The organism is Prauserella flavalba, from assembly GCF_003202235.1.
Lineage (GTDB): Bacteria > Actinomycetota > Actinomycetes > Mycobacteriales > Pseudonocardiaceae > Prauserella_A > Prauserella_A flavalba.
On the sequence record NZ_MASU01000009.1, the window covers coordinates 326,906 to 352,217 of the forward strand.

Annotated in this window: 23 protein-coding genes; 14 read left to right on the forward strand and 9 right to left on the reverse strand. The window is 68.9% G+C overall.

The window, feature by feature from the left end; genetic code table 11:
* The first annotated feature begins 79 nt into the window (after window positions 1-79).
* Window positions 80-1,399: a DUF349 domain-containing protein gene (locus BA062_RS23585; RefSeq protein ID WP_110340245.1), complete on the forward strand. Its 1,320-nt coding sequence runs from the start codon at window positions 80-82 to the stop codon at window positions 1,397-1,399.
* Window positions 1,400-1,482: 83 nt separating this feature from the next.
* Here BA062_RS23585 and BA062_RS23590 read toward each other — a convergent pair whose 3' ends face one another.
* Complete coding sequence (locus BA062_RS23590; protein WP_110340247.1) at window positions 1,483-2,151, reverse strand: aldehyde dehydrogenase family protein; 669 nt, start codon at window positions 2,149-2,151, stop codon at window positions 1,483-1,485.
* Complete coding sequence (locus tag BA062_RS23595) at window positions 2,148-3,158, reverse strand: 2-dehydropantoate 2-reductase (protein WP_110340249.1); 1,011 nt, start codon at window positions 3,156-3,158, stop codon at window positions 2,148-2,150. The genes BA062_RS23590 and BA062_RS23595 overlap by 4 nt, the downstream gene beginning before the upstream one ends.
* A gap of 177 nt (window positions 3,159-3,335) precedes the next feature.
* Between BA062_RS23595 and BA062_RS23600 the strand changes: the two genes are divergently transcribed.
* The 7 genes from BA062_RS23600 (at window position 3,336) to BA062_RS23630 (ending at window position 11,999) form a co-directional block, all read left to right on the forward strand.
* A complete protein-coding gene (locus BA062_RS23600; protein ID WP_110340507.1) occupies window positions 3,336-3,581 on the forward strand; it encodes a DUF6457 domain-containing protein in 246 nt (81 codons plus the stop codon).
* Window positions 3,582-3,705: 124 nt separating this feature from the next.
* On the forward strand, window positions 3,706-5,445 hold the full coding sequence (locus tag BA062_RS23605; protein WP_245959967.1) for a thiamine pyrophosphate-binding protein: 1,740 nt from the start codon (window positions 3,706-3,708) through the stop codon (window positions 5,443-5,445).
* A gap of 18 nt (window positions 5,446-5,463) precedes the next feature.
* Window positions 5,464-6,693, forward strand: a complete 1,230-nt coding sequence (gene frc / locus BA062_RS23610) for a formyl-CoA transferase (protein ID WP_168214070.1) — start codon at window positions 5,464-5,466, stop codon at window positions 6,691-6,693.
* 3 nt (window positions 6,694-6,696) lie between these two features.
* Window positions 6,697-8,832 carry an acetate--CoA ligase family protein gene (locus tag BA062_RS23615; RefSeq protein ID WP_110340253.1) on the forward strand — a complete coding sequence of 712 codons (2,136 nt, stop codon included), beginning with the start codon at window positions 6,697-6,699 and terminating at the stop codon, window positions 8,830-8,832.
* Between the two features lie 32 nt (window positions 8,833-8,864).
* Complete coding sequence (locus BA062_RS23620; protein WP_168214071.1) at window positions 8,865-10,373, forward strand: Nramp family divalent metal transporter; 1,509 nt, start codon at window positions 8,865-8,867, stop codon at window positions 10,371-10,373.
* Window positions 10,374-10,922, forward strand: coding sequence for a hypothetical protein (locus BA062_RS23625; protein WP_110340254.1), 549 nt, complete (start codon window positions 10,374-10,376; stop codon window positions 10,920-10,922).
* Between the two features lie 72 nt (window positions 10,923-10,994).
* The gene (locus BA062_RS23630; RefSeq protein ID WP_110340256.1) at window positions 10,995-11,999 is read left to right on the forward strand and encodes a TerC family protein; all 1,005 of its coding nucleotides are present in this window, start codon (window positions 10,995-10,997) and stop codon (window positions 11,997-11,999) included.
* A 48-nt stretch (window positions 12,000-12,047) separates the two neighbouring features.
* On the opposite strand, the gene BA062_RS23635 is transcribed toward BA062_RS23630, so the two are convergent.
* Both BA062_RS23635 and BA062_RS23640 read right to left on the reverse strand, forming a co-directional pair.
* Window positions 12,048-12,236, reverse strand: a complete 189-nt coding sequence (locus tag BA062_RS23635; RefSeq protein ID WP_110340258.1) for a hypothetical protein — start codon at window positions 12,234-12,236, stop codon at window positions 12,048-12,050.
* A gap of 91 nt (window positions 12,237-12,327) precedes the next feature.
* Window positions 12,328-13,074, reverse strand: a complete 747-nt coding sequence (locus tag BA062_RS23640; protein ID WP_110340260.1) for a GntR family transcriptional regulator — start codon at window positions 13,072-13,074, stop codon at window positions 12,328-12,330.
* Window positions 13,075-13,327: 253 nt separating this feature from the next.
* Between BA062_RS23640 and sucC the strand changes: the two genes are divergently transcribed.
* Complete coding sequence (gene sucC, locus BA062_RS23645) at window positions 13,328-14,497, forward strand: ADP-forming succinate--CoA ligase subunit beta (RefSeq protein ID WP_110340262.1); 1,170 nt, start codon at window positions 13,328-13,330, stop codon at window positions 14,495-14,497.
* A gap of 5 nt (window positions 14,498-14,502) precedes the next feature.
* Window positions 14,503-15,387: a succinate--CoA ligase subunit alpha gene (gene sucD, locus BA062_RS23650; RefSeq protein ID WP_110340264.1), complete on the forward strand. Its 885-nt coding sequence runs from the start codon at window positions 14,503-14,505 to the stop codon at window positions 15,385-15,387.
* 109 nt (window positions 15,388-15,496) lie between these two features.
* On the opposite strand, the gene BA062_RS23655 is transcribed toward sucD, so the two are convergent.
* From BA062_RS23655 to miaB, 3 genes are all read right to left on the reverse strand, one after another.
* Window positions 15,497-16,867, reverse strand: a complete 1,371-nt coding sequence (locus tag BA062_RS23655; protein ID WP_110340266.1) for an MFS transporter — start codon at window positions 16,865-16,867, stop codon at window positions 15,497-15,499.
* Between the two features lie 153 nt (window positions 16,868-17,020).
* Window positions 17,021-17,515, reverse strand: a complete 495-nt coding sequence (locus BA062_RS23660; protein ID WP_110340268.1) for an Rv2732c family membrane protein — start codon at window positions 17,513-17,515, stop codon at window positions 17,021-17,023.
* On the reverse strand, window positions 17,512-18,993 hold the full coding sequence (miaB, locus tag BA062_RS23665; protein ID WP_110340270.1) for a tRNA (N6-isopentenyl adenosine(37)-C2)-methylthiotransferase MiaB: 1,482 nt from the start codon (window positions 18,991-18,993) through the stop codon (window positions 17,512-17,514). The genes BA062_RS23660 and miaB overlap by 4 nt, the downstream gene beginning before the upstream one ends.
* Before the next feature lie 270 nt (window positions 18,994-19,263).
* Between miaB and BA062_RS23670 the strand changes: the two genes are divergently transcribed.
* The 4 genes from BA062_RS23670 (at window position 19,264) to BA062_RS23685 (ending at window position 22,555) form a co-directional block, all read left to right on the forward strand.
* Window positions 19,264-19,992 carry an amino acid ABC transporter ATP-binding protein gene (locus tag BA062_RS23670; protein WP_210406981.1) on the forward strand — a complete coding sequence of 243 codons (729 nt, stop codon included), beginning with the start codon at window positions 19,264-19,266 and terminating at the stop codon, window positions 19,990-19,992.
* A gap of 70 nt (window positions 19,993-20,062) precedes the next feature.
* Window positions 20,063-20,917 carry a glutamate ABC transporter substrate-binding protein gene (locus BA062_RS23675; RefSeq protein ID WP_110340274.1) on the forward strand — a complete coding sequence of 285 codons (855 nt, stop codon included), beginning with the start codon at window positions 20,063-20,065 and terminating at the stop codon, window positions 20,915-20,917.
* Between the two features lie 85 nt (window positions 20,918-21,002).
* Window positions 21,003-21,671 (forward strand): amino acid ABC transporter permease, encoded by a 669-nt coding sequence (locus BA062_RS23680; protein WP_110340276.1) that lies wholly within the window; start codon window positions 21,003-21,005, stop codon window positions 21,669-21,671.
* Window positions 21,668-22,555: an amino acid ABC transporter permease gene (locus BA062_RS23685; RefSeq protein WP_110340278.1), complete on the forward strand. Its 888-nt coding sequence runs from the start codon at window positions 21,668-21,670 to the stop codon at window positions 22,553-22,555. The genes BA062_RS23680 and BA062_RS23685 overlap by 4 nt, the downstream gene beginning before the upstream one ends.
* A gap of 62 nt (window positions 22,556-22,617) precedes the next feature.
* On the opposite strand, the gene BA062_RS23690 is transcribed toward BA062_RS23685, so the two are convergent.
* Both BA062_RS23690 and BA062_RS23695 read right to left on the reverse strand, forming a co-directional pair.
* Window positions 22,618-23,373 (reverse strand): succinate dehydrogenase/fumarate reductase iron-sulfur subunit, encoded by a 756-nt coding sequence (locus BA062_RS23690; RefSeq protein ID WP_110340280.1) that lies wholly within the window; start codon window positions 23,371-23,373, stop codon window positions 22,618-22,620.
* Window positions 23,373-25,289, reverse strand: coding sequence for a fumarate reductase/succinate dehydrogenase flavoprotein subunit (locus BA062_RS23695; protein ID WP_110340282.1), 1,917 nt, complete (start codon window positions 25,287-25,289; stop codon window positions 23,373-23,375). The genes BA062_RS23690 and BA062_RS23695 overlap by 1 nt, the downstream gene beginning before the upstream one ends.
* Window positions 25,290-25,312: the final 23 nt, after the last annotated feature.

Here is a 25,312-nt window from a genome sequence, read left to right on the forward strand (position 1 = left end):
ACCGAACACGCAACACCCGGCCCCGCCGCCAGCGGGGCGCCCGCGCACCGGCGGGCCGACAGGCGAGAAGGAGCCGGCCATGGCCGAGCAGAACACCCCGAACGGCAGCGATGTTCCGGCGCCGCACCAGGTGCCGCACACCCCGGCCGGCGCGCACGCCGCACCCGCGGTCCCGCCTGCCGAGCCGCACCCGGACCGCTGGGGCCGCATCGACGAGGACGGCGCGGTGTTCGTGCGGACGTCCGACGGCGAGCGGCAGGTCGGCGTGTGGCAGGCGGGGTCGGCCGAGGAGGGGCTCACGCACTTCGCGCGCCGCTTCGACGACCTGCGCACCGAGGTCGAGCTGCTGGAGACCCGCCTGACCTCGGGAGCAGGGGACCCCAAGCAGGCGCTGGCGAGCGCCTCGCAGCTGCGCGACGGGCTCGCCGACGCCGCCGTGGTGGGTGACATCGACGCGCTGAAGGCCCGCATCGAGCACGTCATCGGCCACGCCGAGCGCGCGCTGTCCGAGGTGAAGCAGGAGAAGGAGCAGGCGAGGGCCGCCGCCGTCGGCCGCAAGCAGGCGCTCGCCGAGGAGGCCGAGCACATCGCCGCGGAGTCGACCCAGTGGAAGGCCGCCGGCGACCGGCTGCGGGCGATCCTGGACGAGTGGAAGACGATCAAGGGCGTCGACCGCAAGACCGACGACGAGCTGTGGCGCCGGTTCTCCAAGGCCCGCGAGGCGTTCAACCGCCGCCGGGGCTCGCACTTCGCGGAGCTCGACAAGCAGCGCGCGGCCGCGAAACGGCGCAAGGAGGAGCTGATCGCCGAGGCCGAGTCGATGGCCGGCTCCACCGACTGGGGGCCGACCGCGGGCCGCTACAAGGAACTGATGGTGGAGTGGAAGGCCGCTGGCCGGGCTCCGAAGGACACCGACGAGGCGCTGTGGCAGCGGTTCCGCGCCGCGCAGGACGCGTTCTTCGCCGCGCGCTCGGCGGCATTCTCCGAGCGCGACGCCGAGTTCGCCGACAACGCCGCGCGCAAGGAGGAACTGCTCGCCGAGGCCGAGAAGATCGACGCGGCGGCGAACCTCGAGGCCGCCAAGTCGCAGCTGCGCAAGATCCAGGAGCGCTGGGACGAGATCGGCAAGGTCCCGAGGGAACGCATCCGGGAGCTCGACGGCCGGCTGAAGGCCGTGCAGGACAGCGTGCGCGCCGCCGAGGAGTCGAAGTGGCGCCGCACCGACCCGGAGGCGCAGGCCCGCGCGGCCCAGTTCCGCGAGCGCGTGGAGCAGTTCGAGTCGCAGGCGGCGAAGGCCCGCGCGGCGGGCGACGAGCGCCGCGCCAAGCAGGCCGAGGAGCAGGCCGCGCAGTGGCGGGAGTGGCTGGAGGCCGCCGAGGCGGCCGTCGCCGACCGCTGACCGGCAGGCCAACTGCAGTGAAGGCCACCTTCATTGCGTTCAACGCAGGGAAGGTGGCCTTCACTGCAGACGGGGCTGAGTGGTCAGGTAGCCGCCCGCCTGGTCACGGCACCGACGAGGGACAGCCCGCGCCGCGTGCCGTCGGGGTAGGAGACGCAGCCGACCACGTCGGGGCGGGTCAGCGCCGCGTCGACCATCGGGCCGCCGCCGTGCACGAGCGTGAACGGCACGCCGTGCCTGGCGGCGAGTGCGGTGACCAGCGCGAGCGCGTGCCCGGTCTCCTCGGGTGCCTTCACGACGACGGCGTTGCCCACGAGCGCCTGCACGAACATCGCGTACACCAGCGCGGGCGCCGGGCAGCCGCGATCGGCGAGGTTGCTGACCGGGCCGCGCAGCGGTTCCCTTCCCGCCACGAGCCCGTCGATCTGCTCGACGCAGCGGAGCGTCTCGTCGAGGCATTCGTCGAGGCCGGAATCCATGCCGGGCAGTGAGGCCAGCAGGTCCCGGTGCTCGGTCAGCGCGTCGAGCGAGGCCAGCACGCGCACCTTGCGCTCGGTGAGCGGCGCGAACGCCCACGTGCGGTGCTCGTTGAGGCTCGCGCGCACGGCCCTCGCCGCGTCGGCGGCGTCGAGCTCGGGCACGCCCTCCGGCCGGAACAGCCCGCCCCAGAAGGGCAGCGGCCTGCCGCCGTCGAAGGCTTCGGGGGCGACGGCCTCGGCCTCGCCTGCCCCCGGTTCGGCGGTGAGTGTCATCGGGCACCTCCCTGGGCTGCGGCCAGTGCGGGCGTGGCCGTGGTGACGTGGGCGTTGAGCAGGTCGGCGAGCGCGTTCACCACGCGCAGGGTCGGCACGGCGACGTCGGCCAGTTCCGCCAGTTCCACCACGGCGGCGAGGATCGCGTCGAGCTCGAGCGGCTTGCCCTTCTCCAGGTCCTGGAGCGTGGAGGTCTTGTGCTCCCCGGTGCGCTCGGCACCGGCGAGCCTGCGCTCGATGGAGACGTCGGTATCGACGCCCAGTGCCGTGGCGACGTCGAGCGTCTCGCGCATCATCTCCACCACGAGCGCGCGCGTGTTGTCGTGACGGCAGATCGCGGCCATGGTCGCCCTCGCGAGCGCGCTGATGGGGTTGAACGCGATGTTGCCCATCAGTTTGACCCAGATGTCCTTGCGCAGCTCGGGTTCCACGGGGCACTTGAGCCCGCCTGCCACCATCGCGTCGGCGAACTCGGTGCAGCGGGCGGAGATCGTTCCGTCCGGCTCGCCGATGGACAGGCGCGTGCCTTCCAGGTGCCGGATCACGCCGGGCTCGGCGATCTCGGTGGCCGCGTAGACGACGCAGCCGATGGCTCGCTCTGGCGCCATCACGGCGCTGACGGCGCCGCCGGGGTCGACGGCTTCGATGCGCCTGCCCTCGAAGGGGCCGGGCACGCCGTGGAAGTACCACCACGGGATGCCGTTCTGCGCGGCGATGAGCGAGGTTTCCGGGCCCAGCAACGGTTCCAGCAGCGGGCCCGCGCTCGCGTACTGGTTGGCCTTGAGCCCGAGGAACACGTGGTCGACGGGGCCGATCTCCGCCGGGTCGTCCGTGGCGTGCGGCGTCGCCGAGAAGTCTCCCCTCGGGCTCAGCACGCGCACTCCCGACTCGCGCATCGCCCGCAGGTGCGCGCCGCGGGCGACGAGGTGGACTTCGGCTCCCGCGCGATCGAGCGCGGCGCCGACATACGCGCCGATGGCGCCGGCACCGAGAACAGCAACTTTCACGTCTGACTCCGTTCTTGGCCGAATCTGTGCGTCGGCTCCAGCGAGAGAAGGTGTGGAGCCCGCTCGGGACAGAAGGACGGGTCGCGTCCGAGGTGGAAGGCATCTTGCCAGCAGGTTGTATGCAGTATACGGTATGGCAAGCTCCGGTCAATGGGTCCGACCCGGGAGGTGCGGTTCATGGACGAACTGCGGGAATGGACGACAGCACTGTGCGCCGACCTCGGACTGGACGCCGATCAATGCGACCACGCACTGGTTCTCGGCATGGCCCGCGACGTGGGCCGGGTCGTCGCCAGGCCGGCCGCACCCATCACCGTCTTCCTCGTCGGCATGGCCGTCGCGCGCGGTCTTCCGCCCGCCGAGGCCGCGGCGCGACTGGGCGCACTGACCGACGACTGGCCCCGATTCGACTGGCGTGACTAGGGATTCGGGCGAACGCGAATCCGGCTCTGGACAACACGTTGATCGAGGGCCACGATAACTCCATATGGTATGCAGTATGCGGTAGTCAGCAAGGACTGCACGGTCTGAAGGAGTGACGACGCACATGGGGCAGATGTCCAAGACAGAGCCGGAAAGCGCGAGCCAGCCGAGCGCGCTGGCCGCCACCAACGGCGAACCGCAGACGATCTCCGGCGGGCACCTGGTGGCGAAAGCGCTCAAGGCAGAGGGCGTCGACGTGATCTTCACGCTCTGCGGCGGCCACATCATCGACATCTACGACGGCTGCGTCGACGAGGGCATCGACGTGATCGACGTGCGGCACGAGCAGGTCGCCGCACACGCCGCCGACGGCTACGCCCGCGTGACGGGGAAACCGGGCTGCGCGGTGGTCACCGCGGGACCCGGCACCACCGACGCCGTCACCGGCGTCGCCAACGCGCTGCGCGCCGAGAGCCCCATGCTGCTGATCGGGGGCCAGGGCGCACTGACCCAGCACAAGATGGGCTCACTGCAGGACCTGCCCCACGTCGACATGATGGCGCCCATCACCAAGTTCGCGGCCACCGTGCCCGCGACCGAGCGCGTCGCCGACATCGTCACGATGGCGTTCCGCGAGTGCTACCACGGCGCGCCGGGACCGTCGTTCCTGGAGATCCCGCGCGACGTCCTCGACGCGAAGGTGCCGCTGGAGAAGGCCCGCATCCCCAAGGCGGGCGCCTTCCGCGCGTCCACGCGCAGCGCGGGCGACCCCGCCGACATCGAGCGGCTCGCCGACCTGATCGTCAAGGCCGAGAAGCCGTGCGTCCTGTTGGGCAGCCAGGTATGGACGTGCCGCGCGACCGACGCCGCGATCGAGTTCGTCCGCACCCTCAACGTGCCCGCGTTCATGAACGGCTCCGGTCGCGGCACGCTGGCCCCCAAGGACCCTCACCACCTGCAGCTGGCCCGCCGCTACGCCTTCCAGAACGCCGACCTCATCATCATCGTCGGCACGCCCTTCGACTTCCGGATGGGCTACGGCAAGCGCCTCTCCACCGAGGCCACGGTCGTGCAGATCGACCTCGACTACCGCACCGTCGGCAAGAACCGCGACGTGGACCTCGGCATCGTCGGCGACGCGGGCCTCGTGCTCTCCGCCGTCACGCAGGCCGCCTCCGGGCGCGTCGACAACGGCTCGACCGGCCGCAAGGCGTGGCTCGAGGAACTGCGCGCCGTCGAGACCGCGGCCTACGAGAAGCGCCTGCCGCGCCAGCTGTCGGACTCCAACCCCATCGACCCGTACCGGCTGGTGCACGAGATCAACGAGTTCCTCACCCCGAACTCGATCTACATCGGCGACGGCGGCGACATCGTCACCTTCTCCGGACAGGTCGTGCAGCCGAAGTCGCCCGGCCACTGGATGGACCCCGGTCCACTCGGGACACTCGGCGTCGGCGTCCCGTTCGTCATGGCGGCGAAGTACGCGCGACCCGACGCCGAGGTGGTCGCGCTGTTCGGTGACGGCGCGTTCAGCCTCACCGGGTGGGACTTCGAGACGCTCGTGCGGTTCAACCTGCCGTTCATCGGCATCATCGGCAACAACTCGTCGATGAACCAGATCCGCTACGGCCAGATCCAGAAGTACGGCGAGGGCCGCGGCCGGGTGGGCAACACCCTCGGCGACGTGCCCTACGGCGAGTTCGCCCGCATGCTCGGCGGCTACGGCGAAGAGGTCCGCGACCCCGCCGACATCCGTCCCGCGCTGGAGCGCGCCCGCGAGTCGGGCAAGCCGTCACTGATCAACGTGTGGGTCGACCCGGACGTGTACGCGCCGGGAACGATGAACCAGACCATGTACAAGTAGGGCGAAGGGGCTTGCATCATGGGAAAAGCACTCGAGGGTGTCCGCGTCCTTGACATGACACATGTCCAGTCCGGACCGTCCTGCACGCAGATACTGGCCTGGCTCGGGGCCGACGTCGTCAAGCTGGAGGCACCGAGCGGGGACATCACCCGCAAGCAGCTGCGCGATCTGCCCGATGTGGACAGTCTGTACTTCACGATGCTGAACAGCAACAAGCGCAGCATCACGCTCAACATGAAGAGCGACGAGGGCAAGCGGATCTTCACCGAGATGCTGCCGAAGTTCGACGTGCTGGCCGAGAACTTCGGGCCCGGCGCCGTCGACCGCATGGGCTTCACGTGGGACCGGCTGCGGGAGATCAACCCCCGGCTCATCTACGCCTCCATCAAGGGCTTCGGCGAGGGCCCCTACACCCACTTCAAGGCCTACGAGGTGGTGGCGCAGGCGATGGGCGGCTCGATGAGCACCACCGGGTTCGAGGACGGGCCGCCGCTGGCGACCGGTGCGCAGATCGGCGACTCCGGCACCGGCATCCACACCGTGGCCGGCATCCTCGCGGCCCTCTACCAGCGCGAGCACACCGGCAAGGGCCAGCGCGTCACGGTCGCCATGCAGCACGCCGTGCTGAACCTCTGCCGCGTCAAGCTGCGCGACCAGCAGCGGCTCACGCACGGCCCGCTCGCCGAGTACCCCAACGACGAGTTCGGCGACACCGTGCCGCGCTCGGGCAACGCCTCGGGCGGCGGGCAGCCGGGCTGGGCCGTCAAGTGCGCGCCCGGCGGGCCGAACGACTACATCTACGTGATCGTGCAGCCCGTCGGCTGGGAACCCATCACGAAGCTGATCGGCAGGCCCGAGCTCGCCGACGACCCGGAGTGGTCGACCCCGGAGGCCCGGCTGGACAAGCTCGACAAGATGTTCCAGCTGATCGAGGAGTGGAGCATCAACCACGGCAAGTGGGAGGTGCTGGCGCGGCTCAACGAGCACAACATCCCGTGCGGGCCCGTGCTGTCCACCAAGGAGATCATCGAGGACTCCTCGCTGGCCGACAACGAGATGGTGCTGTCGGTCGACCACCCCAAGCGCGGCGAGTACAAGACGGTCGGCTGCCCGATCAAGCTGTCCGACTCCGCCGTCGACGTCCGCCGCTCGCCGCTGCTGGGCGAGCACAACGAAGAGATCTACCTGAGCGAGCTGGGCCTGGACACGGACCGGTTCACCGAACTCAAGGCGAATGGAGTGATCTGAGGTATGCCGGCTCCAGACAAGGCCGCCGTCCGCGAGATCATCGACAAGGTACGCGCGGAGGGCCGCGACGGGCTCACCGCGCCCGAGGGCAAGCGGGTCGCCGACGCCTACGGCATCCCCACCCCGGCCGAAGGGCTCGCCACCACCGCCGACGAGGCGGCGGCACTGGCCGAGCAGATCGGCGGGTCCGTCGTCTGCAAGATCGTCTCCCCCGACATCCTGCACAAGACCGAGGCGGGCGGCGTGCTCGTCGGCATCGACGGCCCGGCCGCGGCGCGGGAGGCGTTCGACAAGATCGTCGCCAACGCGAAGGCGTACAACGCCGAGGCCACCATCACCGGCGTGCAGGTGCAACAGCTGGTCGGCGGCGGCCAGGAAGTGATCATCGGCGCCACGAGCGACCCGACGTTCGGCAAGATCGTCGCCTTCGGCCTCGGCGGCGTGCTCGTCGAGGTGCTCAAGGACGTCACGTTCCGGCTCGCGCCGCTCGACGCGGCCGAGGCCAGGTCGATGGTCGACGGCATCAAGGCCGCCGAGGTGCTGCACGGCGCCCGCGGCGCGGAGCCGGTGGACGTCGGCGCGCTCGCCGACGTGATCCAGAAGGTGTCCGCGCTGGTCACCGACTTCCCCGAGATCCGCGAGTTCGACCTGAACCCCGTGTTCGCGAGCGGCAGTGGGGCGGTCGCCGCCGACATCCGCATCCTCGTCGAGACCGGTGAGGTCACCGAGCCGCCCAGGTTGTCGCAGGAGGAGATCCTCGAGTCGATGACCCGCCTGATGAACCCGCGCGCGGTCGCGGTCGTCGGCGCCTCAGACCAGGAGGGCAAGATCGGCAACTCGGTGATGAAGAACCTGATCAACGGCGGCTACGCGGGCGAGATCTACCCGATCAACCCCAAGGCCGACGAGATTCTCGGGCGCAAGGCGTACAAGTCGGTGGGCGACGTGCCCGGCGAGGTGGACGTCGCGGTGTTCGCGGTACCGGCCAAGTTCGTGGCGGGCGCGCTCACCGAGTGCGGCGAGAAGGGCATCCCGGCCGCGGTGATGATCCCGTCCGGCTTCGCCGAGACCGGCAACCAGGAGCTGCAGGACGAGATCGTCGAGATCGCGCACCGGTACAAGATCCGGATGCTCGGCCCGAACATCTACGGCTACTATTACACGCCGCAGAACCTGTGTGCGACGTTCTGCACGCCCTACGACGTCAAGGGCGGCGTCGCGCTGACGTCGCAGAGCGGCGGCATCGGCATGGCGATCCTCGGCTTCGCCCGCACCTCGAAGATGGGTGTCTCGGCGATCGTCGGCCTCGGCAACAAGTCCGATGTGGACGAGGACGACCTGCTGACCTACTTCGAGCAGGACGACAACACGCAGGCCGTCGCCATGCACCTCGAGGACCTCAAGGACGGCAGGGCGTTCGTCGAGACGGCCAAGCGCATGACCAAGAAGAAGCCGGTCGTCGTGCTCAAGGCGGGGCGCACCGCGCTCGGCGCGCGGGCCGCGAGCTCACACACGGGCGCGCTCGCCGGTGACGACAAGGTCTACGACGACATCCTCCGGCAGGCCGGCGTCGTGCGTGCGCCGGGGCTGAACGAGATGCTCGAGTACGCGCGGGGCCTTCCGCTGCTGCCCACGCCGCAGGGCGAGAACGTCGTGATCATCACCGGTGCCGGCGGCTCGGGCGTGCTGCTCTCCGACGCGTGCGTGGAAGCCGGACTGTCCCTGATGGACATTCCGCCGGACCTGGACGAGGCGTTCCGCCGCTACATCCCGCCGTTCGGGGCCGCCGGTAACCCGATCGACATCACCGGTGGCGAGCCGCCGTCGACCTACGAGGCGACGATCCGGCTCGGGCTGGAGGATCCGCGCATCCACGCGCTGATCCTGGGGTACTGGCACACGATCGTGACACCGCCTATGGTCTTCGCCGAGCTCACCGCGCGTGTCGTGGAGGAGGCAAGGGCGAAGGGCATCGACAAGCCGGTCGTCGCGTCGCTGGCAGGCGACACCGAGGTCGAGAAGGCCAGCGATTACCTGTTCGATCACCGAATCATCGCCTATCCGTACACGACCGAGCGGCCGGTCGCGGTGCTCGGCGCCAAGTACCGCTGGGCGAGGGCAGCAGGCCTGCTCAGCTAGCAGGGGCAGCCACCTCGAAAACTGGAGGTCCAATGGTGGATTCTTCGAAAGTACCCGTGTCGGGCTCCGCCGGGCAGACCGGCGCCGATACGGGCAAAGCCGAACGGGTGTGGCGAGCCGGCGGGCTCGATCCCATGCCGATCCGCAAGCTGCCCGACGCTCCGCCCGCGATCCACCTGCTGGGCCCGACGGTGTTCCTCGTCGCCCTCGGTGTGGGTATGGGTGAGTCGTACATGTGGCCGAGACTGGTGCTGGTCTTCGGCCCGGAGATCAGGTGGCTGTTCCTGATCGGTGTCACGCTCCAGGCCGTGGTGATGCTGGAGATGGCCCGGTACGCCATGGCGACCGGGGAGAGCATCTTCACCGGCGCCGCCCGCGTGTTCAAACCACTGATGTGGTTCTTCTTCGCGGTGGCGATACTCGTCTATATCTGGCCGGGCCATCTCTCCGCGGGCGCCGCCGCGTTCGAGGAGATCACCGGCATACCGTGGGTGCTGACGGCGTGTATCGCGCTGGTGCTCGTCGGCGTGGTGTTCACGCTGGCGAAGGTGATCTACAACCTGCTGGAGAACGTGCTGTCGCTGCTCATCGGCGTACTGGTGGTCGGCACGGCCATCGTCGCGTCGCTGGTGGGCAGCTGGAACGACCTCGCCAGCACCATCACCGGCATGTTCAACTTCGGCTACCTGCCGTCGGACGCGATGTCGAGCACGTGGTTCCCGATCGTGGTCGGCGCCATCGCCTTCGCGGGACCGTCGGGTATGCAGCAGATGTGGTACACGCTGCACCTGAGGGACAGCGGCGCGGGCATGGGCGCGCACGTGCCGAAGATCCGCGGCCTGCGGCATGCCTCCGAGCAGGAGGAGATGCCCGCCCGCGGGTTCATGTTCGACACCAGCGACCCCGCCGAGATGCAGAAGTGGAAGGGCTGGCGCCGCTGGGTCACCTTCGACGCGCTGCTCCTGTTCTGGGGCATCACGATGCTGGTGACCGTCTCCTTCACCGTGCTGGCACAGGCGGCCGCGCGCGAGAACCCGAACGTGCGCAGCCTCATCGAGGGCGGTGACCGCGACGCCGCGCTGAACGCGATGTCCGACGCGTTCGCCTCGGTGGGCGGCTCGGTGCTCGGTGGCGTGTTCTTCGGTTTCATCGCACTGATCGGTCTCAACGCGACACTCGGCCTGTTCGACTCGTTCTCGCGTGGTCAGGCGGACATGACGTACTTCTTCGTGCCCGGCGCCAAGCGGTTCAAGATCTCCCACCTCTACGCGTTCTTCCTGTGGGCCGTGATCATCTTCGGCATCCTGATCCTGAACTTCGGGCCTGCCGACGGACCGAGCGGCGTGCTCGACATCCTCGCGTTCCTGTCGACGTTCGCCATGGGCGCCTACTGCGTCGTGCTGCTACTGGTGAACAACCGGATGCTGCCCAAACCGATCCGGCCGAAGTGGTGGTCGAACCTCATCATCGGCTTCGGTGCGGTGTTCTACCTGGGCATGCTGTTCTACAGTCTCTTCCGATTCGGCGTGGTCGTGAACTAGATGGACACGACACGCCTGCTCCGGCTCGGCGAACTCGCCCTTCCCGGGTTCGTCGTGGGACTCATCGCCGGTGCCGTCGCCGGTGGGCTGGCCGGGATCGTCGGCCAGCCCATCGGCTGGGCACTCGTCAGCATGCTCGCTCTGGGTGTACCGCTCGCCCTGCTGGGCGGCGGGTACGGACTGCTCGCCGCGTTCCGGAAGGTCCGCATCGGCGCGTTCGCGCCCGCGGCGCTGTTCTGGCTCATCGGGTTCCCGCTGGCCAGGCTGGCCCACGAGGTGCTGACGTACCTCATCCTCACCGGCGAGCCGCAGCTGCCTCCGGACGTGCTGGGTTTCCTCGCCTACCAGGGGATCATCAGCGCGGGCTTCGCCATCGGGTTCCTGTGGCTGCACGAGCGCATCGCGCCGCGGTGGTGGAGGCGGATGGCTCCGCACAACCCGGAGGCCGCGGAGATCTACTCGGTGTACGCCGCGTACGCGAAGCACGTCTACGAACAACGGCAGGCACGGCGGCGCAGCCGTGGCCGTGCCACGACGCAGCAGCGCTGAGCCAGGACCGGACCGGCACCATCCGCCTGCACGGGCGGATGGCCGGTCCTGCCTGCCGAGATTGGGGCGACGTTGAACATTCCAGTGTGGGTCTGGCTGGTGACCATCGCCAGCCTGACGGCCATCATCTGTTTCGACTTCTACCTGGTGTCCCGCAACCCGCGGCACCCGTCGCTGCGTGAGTGCACGATCTGGGTCTGCTGTTATGTGGCGCTCGCCGCGCTGTTCGGCGTCGGCGTGCTCGTGCTCGCGGGGCCACAGCACGGCGGCGAGTTCTTCGCCGGCTGGATCACCGAGTACTCGTTGTCGGTGGACAACCTGTTCGTGTTCGTGATCATCATGTCGAGCTTCGCGGTGCCGAGGGAGTACCGGCAGAAGGTGCTGCTGATCGGCATCGTCGTCGCGCTGTTGCTGCGCGGCCTGTTCATCGCCGTCGGTGCCGAGGCCATCACGCGCTTCGACTGGCTGTTCTACGTCTTCGGCGCGTTCCTGCTCTACACGGCGTGGAAGCTGTTGCTGCACAAGGATGACGACGAGGACGAGTTCAAGGAGAACGCGGTCCTGCGTTCGGCCAAGAAGTTCCTGCCCGCCACGGACGAGTACAACGGGGCCAAGCTGACGATCCGGGTCGACGGACGCCGCCTGGTCACCCCGATGCTCATCGTGATGATCGCGATCGGGACCACGGACCTGCTGTTCGCACTCGACTCCATTCCCGCGATCTTCGGGCTCACCAGGGAGCCCTACCTGGTGTTCACCGCCAACGCGTTCGCCCTGATGGGGCTGCGGCAGCTGTTCTTCCTCATCGGGGGCCTGCTCGACCGGCTCGTGTACCTGAGCACGGGGCTGGCCGTGGTGCTCGGCTTCATCGGTCTCAAGCTGATCGCCGAGACCCTGCACCACCACGGTGTGCCGTGGGCGCCCGAGGTGCCGATCCTCGTGTCCCTCGGCGTGATCATCGGCACCCTGGCCATCACCACCATCGCGAGCCTGCTGAAGGTCCGCAGGGACCGTTCACGGGAACTCGACGAGGCGGCGGCCTCCCGGCCGGACGTGGCCGAGGCACCGGCCGACTGACCCTGCGGCCGAGACCGAGCTGGCTCCGTTGCCAGCTCTCTCGGCACGTCAGGACGACGTCGTGCTGGGCCGCTCCTCGGCGGCACGCTGCCGCAGGAAGTCCTCGACCTCCTCGGTGGCCTGCTGCCCGGCCCGCGCCTGAGCGGTGGCGAGGCCGAGGCCCAGCACGCGGCCGTCGGCACTGAAGCCGGCCGGCTCCTGCGTGAGGGACTTCCACAGTTCCTTCCAGGTGCGCATCTCACAATCACCTCCTGTTCGCGCGCATCATTCACATCCCGGTGTCCGCCACGTCGCGGACCCGGTGGTCTTGGTGGGAAAGGGCGTCTCGTCAGACGCCGGGCGCGGTGCGCCTGCGGCGCGACCGGACCTGTACCGGAGCGACCTCCGGCTCGGGGTTCTCGCGGCGCTGCTCCAGGTAGGACTGGCGCGTCCGCTCGGTGTGCTCGCGCATCGTGCGGGACGCCGCGTCGGCGTCGCCAGCCTCGATCGCGTCGATGAGCCTGGCGTGCTCCTGCCACGACTGGTGGCCGCGGTGGCGGGCGATCGGCGTGTAGTACCAGCGGACCCTGCGGTCAACCTGCGACACCATGTCGAGCAGCACCTGGTTCCCGGAGAGCTCGGTGACGCAGCGGTGCAGCTCCGCGTTCGCCGCGACCATGCCGTCGATGTCGTCGGACGCCACGGCGGCCTCGCCCTGGGCACACAGCTTGCGCAGGCGGGCGACACCCTCGGCGTCGGTGTTCAGCGCCGCCAGCCGGGCCGACTCGGCCTCGAGCGCGGCCCTGACCACGAGCAGCTGGTCGACCTCCGCCTCCGTGGGCGCGTGCACGAACGCTCCGTAACCGGGGCGCAGGTCCACCCAGCCCTCGGAGTTGAGCAGCTGGAGCGCCTCGCGGATCGGCTGGCGCGACACCCCGAGCATCTCGGCGAGCTCGCTCTCGACGAGGTGCTGGCCCGGGGCCAGCTGCCGGGAGATGATCAGCTCCTGCATCGCCTGGTAGACCCGTTCACGGAGCGGCACCGGCCGGTCGATCCGGCGGGCAGACATCTGCTGCGGCAACTCGGTCGACGGCATGATGTACTCCCAACAGTCTGGATGGCGACGCTTGGCCCGGTGTATCGGCTAATTGGTCGACTGCCTACAGCATACAATGAGCAGATTGCCCGATCCTGGTGATGCCTATCACTACAGCGAGTGACATCGGTCTCGTCTCCTCATCTCAGGGTTGACCTTCGCTCCGGAGCGGAAACCTCGACTTCTGCATACAGAATACTGTATCCTAGCGTTGTGCTGTCGGCTGTGACATGACCGATGAAGGTGGGTGCCAGTGGATCTGTACGAGTACCAGGCGAGGGACCTCTTCGCCGCCCATGGTGTGCCGGTGTTGCCCGGCGCCGTGGCGAGTAATCCGGAAGAAGCGCGGGCCGCCGCCGAGGAGATCGGTGGGCAGGTTGTGGTCAAGGCGCAGGTGAAGACCGGTGGCCGGGGTAAGGCCGGTGGTGTGAAGCTGGCCCAGGATCCGGCGGAGGCGCAGGAGTTGGCCGAGGCGATCCTCGGGTTGGACATCAAGGGTCATGTCACGCGTCGCGTGCTGGTGACCGAGGCGTCGGACATCGCGCAGGAGTATTACTTCTCGTTCCTGCTGGACCGGGCCAACCGGACGTTCTTGGCGATGGCCTCGGCCGAGGGTGGTATGGAGATCGAGCAGCTGGCGCATGAGCGGCCGGAGGCGCTGGCGAAGGTGGCGGTGGACCCGATCGCGGGGGTGGACAAGGCCACCGCGACCGCGATCCTCACCCAGGGCGGGTTCCCGGCGGAGATCCGGGAGCAGGCCGCCGAGGTGGTGGTGAAGCTGTGGGAGACCTTCGTGGCCGAGGACGCCACGCTGGTCGAGGTGAACCCGCTGGTGCGGGACCCGCAGGACAGGATCGTCGCGCTGGACGGCAAGGTCACCCTGGACGGCAACGCCGCGTTCCGCCACCCCGAGCACGAGCAGCTGGTGGACACGCAGGCCGAGGACCCGCTGGAGGCCAAGGCGAAGGCCAAGGACCTCAACTACGTCAAGCTCGACGGGGAGGTCGGCATCATCGGTAACGGTGCGGGCCTGGTCATGTCCACCCTGGACGTGGTCGCCTACGCCGGGCAGCGTCACGGTGGGGTCAAGCCGGCGAACTTCCTGGACATCGGGGGCGGCGCCTCGGCGGAGGTGATGGCCGCCGGGCTGGACGTCATCCTCGGCGACCCCGCGGTCAAGTCGGTGTTCGTGAACGTGTTCGGCGGGATCACCGCCTGCGACGCGGTGGCCACCGGCATCGTCGAGGCCCTCAAGATCCTGGGTGACGAGGCCACCAAGCCGCTGGTGGTCCGCCTGGACGGCAACAACGTCGAGGAAGGCCGGGCGATCCTCGACCGGGCCAACCACCCGCTGGTCACCCAGGTGGACACCATGGACAACGCGGCCGACAAGGCCGCCCAGCTCGCCGCGGCAGGAGCCTGATCCCCATGGCCATTTTCCTCAACGAGAACTCCAAGATCATCGTGCAGGGCCTGACCGGCTCGGAAGGCACCAAGCACGCCACCAAGATGCTGGCCGCCGGCTCGAACATCGTCGGCGGCGTCAACGCCCGCAAGGCCGGCCAGACCGTCACCATCGGCGGCCAAGAGCTCACCGTCTACGGCACCGTCGAAGAGGCCATGAAGGCCACCGGCGCCGACACCTCGGTGATCTTCGTGCCGCCCAAGTTCGCCAAGGACGCCGTGATCGAGGCCATCGACGCCGAGATCGGCCTGGCCGTGGTCATCACCGAGGGCATCCCCGTGCACGACTCGGCCTACTTCTGGGCCCACGCCGTGGCCAAGGGAAACAAAACCCGGATCATCGGCCCGAACTGCCCCGGGGTGATCTCCCCGGGCAAGTCCAACGCGGGCATCATCCCCGCCAACATCACCGGCCCCGGCCACATCGGCCTGGTGTCCAAGTCCGGCACCCTGACCTACCAGATGATGTACGAACTGCGCGACATCGGCTTCACCACCGCGGTCGGCATCGGCGGGGACCCGGTCATCGGCACCACCCACATCGACGCCCTCCAAGCGTTCGAAGCCGACCCCGACACCAAGGTCATCGTGATGATCGGCGAGATCGGCGGCGACGCCGAAGAACGCGCCGCCGACTACATCAAGGCCAACGTCACCAAACCCGTCGTCGGCTACGTCGCCGGCTTCACCGCCCCCGAAGGCAAAACCATGGGCCACGCCGGCGCCATCGTCTCCGGCTCCTCCGGCACCGCCCAAGCCAAAAAAGAAGCCCTCGAAGCCGCAGGCGTCAAGGTCGGCAAAACCCCCACCGAAACCGCCGAGCTGGCGCGCAAGGAGATCCTGCGCTGACCCACCACAGTGGACTCACGTGCAGTGAAGGCCACCATCACTGCGTTGAACGCAGTGATGGTGGCCTTCACTGCGGTCGGGGCAGTCACCGCAGCAGGGGTTCGCGGCGTCAGCGGGTCAGCAGCGGCTCCGCCAGGCCCGGCAGGGGCAGCCTGGGGCGGCCGGGCTGGCGCAGGAACCGCACCAGGCCCGCACCGGTCAGGCTCAGCACCGCCGCCACCACGAACATCACCGGGTAGCCGTCGCTGCTCACGGCGTAGCCCGCGAATGCGACACCGATCAGCCCGCCGACCGACTTGGCCCCGTAGAAGATCCCGAAGTTCGGCAGGCCGGGCTGCTCGCCGAAGTGCCCCTCGACGAGGCCGGGCAGCAGCCCGTAGCAGGCGCCCGCGGCCCCTCCGGCGAGCGCGGCGCCGAGCAACAGCAGCGGAGCGTTGCCCTGCTGACCGGAGAAGAGCAGCAGCAACTGCGCCACTCCCCCCGCGTACAACGCGACGCGCACCACGCGGCGCCGTCCGAAACGGTCGCCGGCCCAGCCCTCCGCGGTACGCGTCGCACCGCTGGCCGCGGCGAGCACGGCGAGCGCGGCGGCGCCGAACTCCGCGCTCCAGCCGCTGGCCGTCGCGAACACCGCGAGGTAGGCGATGTCGAACAGGATCACCGCGGCCAGGCACGTCACCGCGAGGTACAGCAGGCCCGACTCGGGGCAGCGGACCATCTCGGCGGCCGAGTACCGGCGGATGGGCGGGCGGTTGTTGCGCAGCCCGGGGTTCACGGACTTGTCGAGTGCCCACGCCCTCGGGTCGACGTGCGCGGGCCACCAGTACCGCGGCGGGTCGCGCAGGATCAGCGCGGCGGCCCCCACGAGGAGCACCACGGCGAGGCCCGCCACGCCGAGGAACGCCTCGATGGACCCCGGGCGCGCGAACTGGCCCGCCAGCACCACGAACGGGATCGAGCCGTACGCGAACGCGCCGCTCACGAAAGCCGTGCGGGCAGGCCGCTCGGGGTACCACTTGGCGACCACGCCGAGGCACGTGCCGTACACGAGCCCGGCGCCGATACCGCCCAGCACGCCGTGGTTGAGCAGCACCACGACGAAACTCGTCGAACCCCCGAGCGTCACCAGTCCCGCGGCGCACAGCGAGGCGCCGACGAACATCGTGGCGGCCGGCGCGAGCCCGAGCCTGCTGCGCAGCCGTGCCGCGGGGTAGACGGTGCCGCTCTGGCAGAGGATCCACACCGCGAGCACCCAGCCGCCCTGCGCGAGCGTCCAGCCGTGAGTGGTGCCGAGCACGGGCATGAGCGCGCCGAAGCCGTACTGGCCGACGCTGGCGACCAGCATGGCCGTCCACGCCGCCCACAGCATCCAGCGACGAGAACGGCCCAGCAGGTCGCGATCGGTCTCGCCGACGCGATACCGCCGGCCGTAGAAGTCGCGGATCTCCCTCACCGGGGGAACGAAAGACACGCCGGACATACACCCACCCGCCATTGTGCATACAGTATGTAGTAGCCAGTATGGCAGCCTCAGGGTGTGATGTCGATAACATCGCGCACACCCAAGGGCACCTTGGTCGCATTCAAGGAGACCAAGGTGCCCTTGGGGGAGAGAGCCTCTTTCTCGCGGTACTCAGTTCCGCGACCAGGCGACGCGAACCCACTGCACGCCGAGCACGACCATGCAGACGACCGCGATGATCATGCCGACGCCGGGGCCGTCGCCCGGTGCGCCGCTGGCCGAGGACGACTGCTGCGACCAGATCGCCAGCAGCCCGTCGACGGCGGCGATCCAGCTGCCGATCGCGCAGACCCACGTCAGCCACCACCGCCGGGTCGCCAGAGCCAGCGCCGAGGCCGCGACGCCGAACACCGTCGACGTCGTCGCGAACAGCCGGGGAATGGCGCCGCCCTCACCGGCCAGCACCTCCCAGCCGAAGTGCTCGCCAACCCACGGCAGCACGAGTCCCACCACGAGACCGAACACGGCGACGGCGATCGCGAAGCCGCGCCTGCCGAGTTCGACGGTCCTGACGGCCTTGCTGACGGCCGCGTCCACGTCCGCACCCAGCTCCTCGAGGCCGGCGCCGTTGCCCTCGCGCGGCTCGTCGGGGTCCTTGTCGCTCACAGCGAGCACCCTCCCTGGACGGAGGCGGGCGCGGGCGGCGGGGCGCCGAACGAGGGCAGCCCGAGGCTCACGCCGTTGGTCGTGGGCCGCAGCCCGGCCTCGGCGTTGTCCCCCGCCCTCGTGCGGCGGTGCGACAGCAGGTCGCCGTCGGCCACCAGATGGTGGGGCGCCGCGTACGTCACGGTGGTCTCGACGACGTCACCGGGCCGGACGGCGCGGTCCACTGCCAAGCCTGCCGGCGTGAAGTGCACGAGCCTGCCGTCGCGGGCCCTGCCGCTCATCCGGTGGGTCTCGGCGTCCTTGCGGCCCTCCCCCGCGGCGACGAGCAGCTCGACCGTGCGCCCGACGAGCTTCTTGTTCTCCTGCCAGGCGATCTCGTCCTGCAGTGCGACCAGCCGGTCGTAGCGCTCCTGTACGACCTCCTTCGGCACCTGGCCCGCCATCCCGGCGGCCGGGGTGCCGGGGCGCTTGGAGTACTGAAAGGTGAACGCACTGGAGAACCGGGCCTGCCGCACGACCTCCAGCGTCGCCTGGAAATCCTCCTCGGTCTCGCCGGGGAAACCGACGATGATGTCCGTGGTGATCGCGGCGTCCGGCATCGCGGCGCGCACCTTGTCCAGGATGGACAGGAACCGGGACGAGCGGTACGAGCGGCGCATGTCCTTGAGTACCCGGTCGGAGCCCGACTGCAACGGCATGTGCAGCTGGTGGCACACGTTCGGCGTCTCCGCCATCGCGTCGATGACGTCGTCGGTGAAAGCCGCGGGGTGCGGCGAGGTGAACCGCACGCGCTCCAGCCCGTCGATCGAGCCGCACGAGCGCAGCAGCTTGCCGAAGGCCAGCCGGTCGCCGAACTCGACGCCGTAGGAGTTGACGTTCTGGCCGAGCAGCGTCACCTCCAGCACGCCCTCCGCGACCAGCGCCTCCACCTCGGCGAGCACCTCGCCTGGCCTGCGGTCACGTTCCTTGCCGCGCAGCGACGGGACGATGCAGAAGGTGCACGTGTTGTTGCAGCCGACCGACACCGACACCCAGCCCGAGTAGGCCGACTCCCTCCGCGCGGGCAGGGTGGAGGGGAACGTCTCGAGCGACTCCAGGATCTCCACCTGGGCCTCGGCGTTGTGCCGGGCGCGCTCCAGCAGGGTGGGCAGCGAGCCGATGTTGTGGGTGCCGAAGACGACGTCCACCCACGGCGCCCGCCTAACGATTTCGCCACGATCCTTCTGCGCGAGGCAGCCGCCGACGGCGATCTGCATTCCCGGCCGGTCCTGCTTGCGGGGCCGGAGGTGGCCCAGGTGGCCGTATAGTTTGTTCTCCGCGTTCTCGCGCACCGCACAGGTGTTGAGCACGACGAGGTCGGCGGCGCTCCCGTCCTCGGCCGCCACGTAGCCCGCGCTCTCCAGCTGCCCCGCGAGCCGCTCGGAGTCGTGCACGTTCATCTGGCAGCCGAAGGTGCGGATGTGATAGGTCCTGCTCACCCGATCTCCTGCTCACGCCGGTGGTACTGCACCCATCAGGGTAGGTCAGGCCGGTGTGAACACCTCACCAAGCCTGGTGAACGCGAAGTGGCTAAGGTTCGGAAACAGTGTCCCGCCTGCCCACCACGAGGGGTGGCCGGACACATAAGGTTGCGTTTTGGTTCGAATGTCATGCCGGGATTGCCCCAACGGTGTTGAATCCGGTTGTCCGCGACCCGAACAGCTCGCCGTGATGGAGGTTAGATGAGCACCGCGACATCCGCGCCGCCCATGATCAAGGCGAGCGGGGTGAACAAGTACTTCGGCGACCTGCACGTCCTGAAGGAGATCGACTTCGAGGTCCCGAGGGGCCAGGTGGTCGTCGTGCTGGGCCCGTCGGGTTCGGGCAAGTCGACCCTCTGCAGGGCCATCAACCGCCTGGAGCCGATCAACTCCGGCGAGATCCAGGTGGACGGCAAGCCACTGCCCGCCGAGGGCAAGGCGCTCGCCGCGCTGCGCGCGGACGTGGGCATGGTGTTCCAGCAGTTCAACCTCTTCGCGCACAAGACGATCCTCGACAACGTGACGCTCGCGCCGCAGAAGGTCCGCAAGGTCTCCTCCGGCGACGCGCGCAAGACGGCGATGGAGCTGCTGGAGCGCGTGGGCATCGCCGACCAGGCGCAGAAGTACCCCGCCCAGCTGTCGGGTGGCCAGCAGCAGCGCGCGGCGATCGCCAGGGCGCTGGCCATGCGGCCCAAGGTGATGCTGTTCGACGAGCCCACCTCCGCGCTGGACCCCGAGATGGTCCAGGAGGTGCTCGACACCATGACCTCGCTGGCCGACGAGGGCATGACCATGCTCGTGGTCACCCACGAGATGGGTTTCGCCCGGCGGGCCGCGCACCGCGTCGTGTTCATGTCCGATGGTGAGATCGTCGAGGACTCGACGCCGAGCGACTTTTTCACGGCTCCGAAATCCGAGCGCGCCAAGGACTTCCTTGGCAAGATTCTGACCCACTAGTCCCCCGCCCGTGGCCTGTCGGGCACCCCGACACGCGCGGGGAGATACAGATGGAAGGAACACGAGACAAATGCGGTTCAGCCGAGTATTACGTGTTGGCGCCGTGGTGGCGGCCACGAGCCTCGCCCTCGCCGCCTGCGGTGGCGGGAACGGCGGCGGCGGTGGCGACGAGGGCGGCAACGAGTCGCTGGTGCAGCGCGCCGAGTCCGGCCGGCTGACAGTCGGCATCAAGATCGACCAGCCGGGTCTCGGCCTGCAGACTCCGGACGGCGGCTACGAGGGCTTCGACGTCGACGTCGCCAAGTACATCGCCAAGGAACTCGGTGTCGAGGAAGGGGACATCGAGTTCAAGGAGACGCCGTCGGCCCAGCGCGAGAACGCGATCGAGAAGGGCGACGTCGACTTCATCGTCGCCTCCTACTCGATCACCGACGAGCGCAAGCAGAAGGTGGACTTCGCGGGCCCGTACTTCCTGGCCCACCAGGACCTGCTCGTCCGCGCCGACGACAACTCGATCAAGGGCGCCGAGGACCTCAACGGCAAGAAGCTCTGCTCGGTGAAGGGCTCGACCTCCGCGCAGAACGTCAAGGAGGACTTCGCCAAGGACGCGGACCTGCAGGAGTACGCCGGCTACTCCGAGTGCCTCACGGGCCTCGAGAGCGGTGCGGTGGACGCGCTGACCACGGACGACACGATCCTGGCCGGCTACGCGGCGCAGAACCCCGGCAAGTTCAAGCTCGTCGGCGCCAACCTGAGCGACGAGAACTACGGCGTCGGCCTGAAGAAGGGTGACACCGAGGGCCGCGAGGCGATCAACAACGCCATCAAGAAGATGCAGGACTCGGGCGAGTGGAAGAAGTCGGCCGAGAAGTGGTTCGGCCCGTCCGGCTACCAGGTCGGCGAGCCCCCTGCCATCGAGCAGTGATCCAGTAACAGCAACGCCGAACTAGTCCTGGGCCGGCCGGCGACGGCCGGCCCAGGTCGTTCGGGCAGCCTGAGGAGCACAGACAGTGTTCGATTTCCTGAGCGAGTACGACGTGCTCGGCGCGTTCTGGTTGACCGTACAGCTCACCTTCTTCTCCGCCATCGGCGCGCTCATCTGGGGCACGATCCTCGCCGGGATGCGGGTGAGCCCCGTGCCGCTCATGCGCGGGTTCGCCACCGCGTACATCAACCTGATGCGCAACACGCCGCTGACGCTGATCATCCTGGCGTGCTCGCTGGGCCTGAACCAGACGCTGGGCATGACGCTCGCGGGCCAGAACTTCGAGCAGCAGAACTACCGGCTGGCCATTCTCGGCTTCATCGCCTACACCGCCACGTTCGTCTGTGAGTCCATCCGCTCCGGTATCAACACCGTGCCGGTGGGCCAGGCCGAGGCGGCCCGCGCGCTGGGCCTCGGGTTCACCCAGGTGCTGGGCATCGTGGTGCTCCCGCAGGCGTTCCGTTCGGTGATCGGCCCGCTGACCAGCGTGCTGATCGCCCTCACCAAGAACACCACGATCGCCAGCACGATCGGCGTCGCCGAAGCGTCGCTGCTGATGAGCGAGATGATCGAGAACGAGAGCGACAAGATCTTCCTCGTGTTCGCCATCTTCGCACTCGGCTTCGTGATCCTGACCCTGCCCACCGGCCTGATACTCGGCTGGGTCGCCAAGAAAGCGGCGGTGAAGCGATGAGCGCCCCCTCTGTTCTCTACGACGCGCCGGGCCCCAAGGCGAAGGCCCGCAACGTCGGCTACACGATCGCCTTCCTCGCGGTACTGGCCGCGGTGCTCTGGTGGGTGCTGGCCACGATGGGCGAGAAGGGCCAGCTCGACTGGGACAAGTGGAGCCCGTTCTTCACCGACGCCAGGGTCTGGACCACGTTCATCCTGCCCGGCCTGCAGAACACGCTGATCGCGGCGGCGCTGTCGATCGTCATCGCCCTGCCGATCGGCGCGCTGTTCGGAATCCTGCGGCTCTCGGACCACGTCTTCGTCCGCTGGCCCGCGGCGACGATCGTCGAGTTCTTCCGCGCCGTGCCGGTGCTGATCCTGATGTTCTTCGCCAACGAGTTCTATTTCAACTTCACCGACGTCGACTCCGAGCAGCGGCCGCTCTACGCGGTGGTGACCGGCCTGGTGCTGTACAACGGCTCGGTGCTCGCCGAGGTGGTCCGCGCCGGCATCCTGTCGCTGCCGAGGGGCCAGACAGAGGCGGCGCAGGCGCTCGGGCTGCGCAAGACGCAGACGATGACCAACGTCCTGCTGCCGCAGGCCGTCACGGCGATGCTGCCCGCCATCGTCAGCCAGATCGTGGTCATCGTGAAGGACACCGCGCTCGGTGGCGCGGCGCTCGGCTTCGCGGAACTGCTCAGCCGCACACGCCCGATCTCCAACAACTACGGCGCCAACACCATCGCGACGCTCGTCATCGTCGCCGTGGTCTACATCGTCGTGAACTTCATCATCACCTCGATCGCGAGCTGGCTGGAGCAGTGGTCGAGGCAGCGCAAGAAGGGCGCGGGTGCCGTGGTGCCGGTCACCGCGGTCGACGACCAGGCCACCGGCCCGGCCGTCTAGCACCTCTCCGCGACGAAGGCCACCTTCCCCGGGCGGGGAAGGTGGCCTTCGTCGTGTCGGGCTCAGTTGTCGCCGCGGCGGAAGAGCTTGTTGCCGAGCCAGACGATCGGGTCGTAGCGGCGGTCGGCGACGCGCTCCTTCATCGGGATCAGGGCGTTGTCGGTGATGTGGATGTTCTCCGGGCACACCTCGGTGCAGCACTTGGTGATGTTGCAAAAGCCGAGCCCGTGGTCGGTCTGTGCCTCGTTGCGCCGGTCGGCCACGTCCAGCGGGTGCATCTCCAGCTCGGCGATGCGCATGAGGAACCTCGGCCCGGAGAACGCGGGCTTGTTCTCCTCGTGGTCACGCACGACGTGACAGGTGTTCTGGCACAGGAAGCACTCGATGCACTTGCGGAACTCCTGCGAGCGCTCCACGTCCACCTGCTGCATCCGGTACTCGCCCGGCGCCAGCCCCGCGGGTGGCGTGAACGACGGAACCTCGCGTGCCTTGGTGTAGTTGTACGACACGTCGGTGACCAGGTCCCGGATCACGGGGAACGTGCGCATCGGCGTCACGGTGATCACCTCGTCCTCGGCGAACACCGACATCCGCGTCATGCACAACAGCCGAGGCCTGCCGTTGACCTCCGCCGAGCACGAGCCGCACTTGCCCGCCTTGCAGTTCCACCGCACGGCGAGATCGGGCGCCTGCGTGGCCTGGAGCCGGTGGATGAGGTCGAGCACCACCTCGCCCTCGTTGGCCTCCACGGTGAAGTCCTGCAGCGCGCCGGAGCCGTTGTCGCCGCGCCAGACCCGGAGTTTCGCTTCGTAGCCCATCAGGCCGTCCTTTCCGGGTGGTCGGCGAGCTCGTCCTCGGTGTAGTACTTCTCCAGCTCGGAGAGCTCGAACAGCTCCAGCAGGTCCTGCCGCATCGGCTCCTGCGGTTTCGCCTCGACGGAGACGTCCGGTGCCAGCGGATCACCGCCCGGCGAGGTGCACACGAGCAGGGTGTTGCGCCACTGCGCGTCCATCTGCGGGTGGTCGTCGCGCGTGTGCCCGCCCCTGCTCTCGGTGCGCCGCAGCGCCGCCTGCGCCACGCACTCGCTGACCACGAGCATGTTCCGCAGGTCGAGCGCGAGGTGCCAGCCGGGGTTGTACTGCCGGTGGCCCTCGACGGTCACGCCGCGGATGCGCTGGCGGATCTCGGCGAGCTTGTCGATCGCCTTGGCGATCTCGTCGGCCTTGCGGATGATGCCGACCAGGTCGTTCATGCTCTGCTGCAGCTCGGTGTGCAGGGTGTACGGGTTCTCCTCGGCGACGCCGTCGGCCGGCGGATCGAACGGCGCCAGCGCGAGCTTCGCGGCGGCGGTGACGTCCGCGTCGTCCACCGCGGGCCGCCGGGTCAGCGACTCCACATAGGACGCCGCACCGAGACCGGCCCTGCGGCCGAACACGAGCAGGTCCGACAGCGAGTTGCCGCCGAGCCGGTTGGAGCCGTGCATGCCGCCGGAGCACTCTCCCGCGGCGAACAGGCCCGGCACGCTGGACGACGCGGTGTCGGGGTCGACCTCGATCCCGCCCATCACGTAGTGGCAGGTGGGTCCGACCTCCATCGGCTCCTTGGTGATGTCCACATCGGCCAGTTCCTTGAACTGGTGGTACATCGACGGAAGCCTGCGCTTGATCTCCTCGGCGGGCAGGCGGCTCGCGATGTCGAGGAACACGCCGCCGTGCGGGGAGCCACGGCCCTCCTTGACCTCCGCGTTGATGGCGCGGGCCACCTCGTCGCGGGGCAGCAGGTCCGGTGTCCTGCGGTTGTTGTCCGCGTCGTCGTACCAGCGGTCGGCCTCGTCCTCGCTGTCGGCGTACTGGCCCTTGAAGACGTCGGGGATGTAGCGGAACATGAACCGCTCGCCCTGGGAGTTCTTCAGCACGCCGCCGTCACCGCGCACGCCCTCGGTGACGAGGATGCCCTTGACGCTGGGCGGCCAGACCATCCCGGTGGGGTGGAACTGGACGAACTCCATGTTGATCAGGCTCGCCCCCGCCCGCAGCGCGAGGGCGTGGCCGTCGCCGGTGTACTCCCACGAGTTCGACGTGACCTTGAAGGACTTGCCGATGCCGCCCGTCGCGAGCACCACGGCCGGTGTCTCGAAGAGCACGAAACGCCCGGACTCGCGCCAGTAGCCGAACGCGCCGGAGATGCGGCCGTCGTCCTTGAGCAGCTCGGTGATCGTGCACTCGGCGAAGACCTTGACCCTGGCCTCGTAGTCGCCGAACTCCTTGTAGTCCTCCTGCTGCAGCGACACGATCTTCTGCTGCATGGTGCGGATCAGCTCGAGCCCGGTGCGGTCACCGACGTGCGCGAGACGGGGGTAAGTGTGCCCGCCGAAGTTGCGCTGGCTGATCCGGCCGTCCTTGGTGCGGTCGAAGAGCGCGCCGTAGGTCTCCAGCTCCCACACGCGGTCGGGCGCTTCCTTCGCGTGCAGCTCGGCCATGCGCCAGTTGTTGAGGAACTTGCCGCCACGCATGGTGTCGCGGAAGTGCACCTGCCAGTTGTCGTTGGGGTTCGCGTTGCCCATCGACGCCGCGCACCCGCCCTCGGCCATCACGGTGTGCGCCTTGCCGAACAACGACTTGCACACCACCGCGACACTCAGGCCCCGCTGCCGGGCTTCGATCACCGCGCGCAGGCCCGCGCCGCCGGCACCGATCACCACGACGTCGTAGCTGTGCCGTTCGACCTCGGTCATGAAATTGCCACCTCGGAAAACCT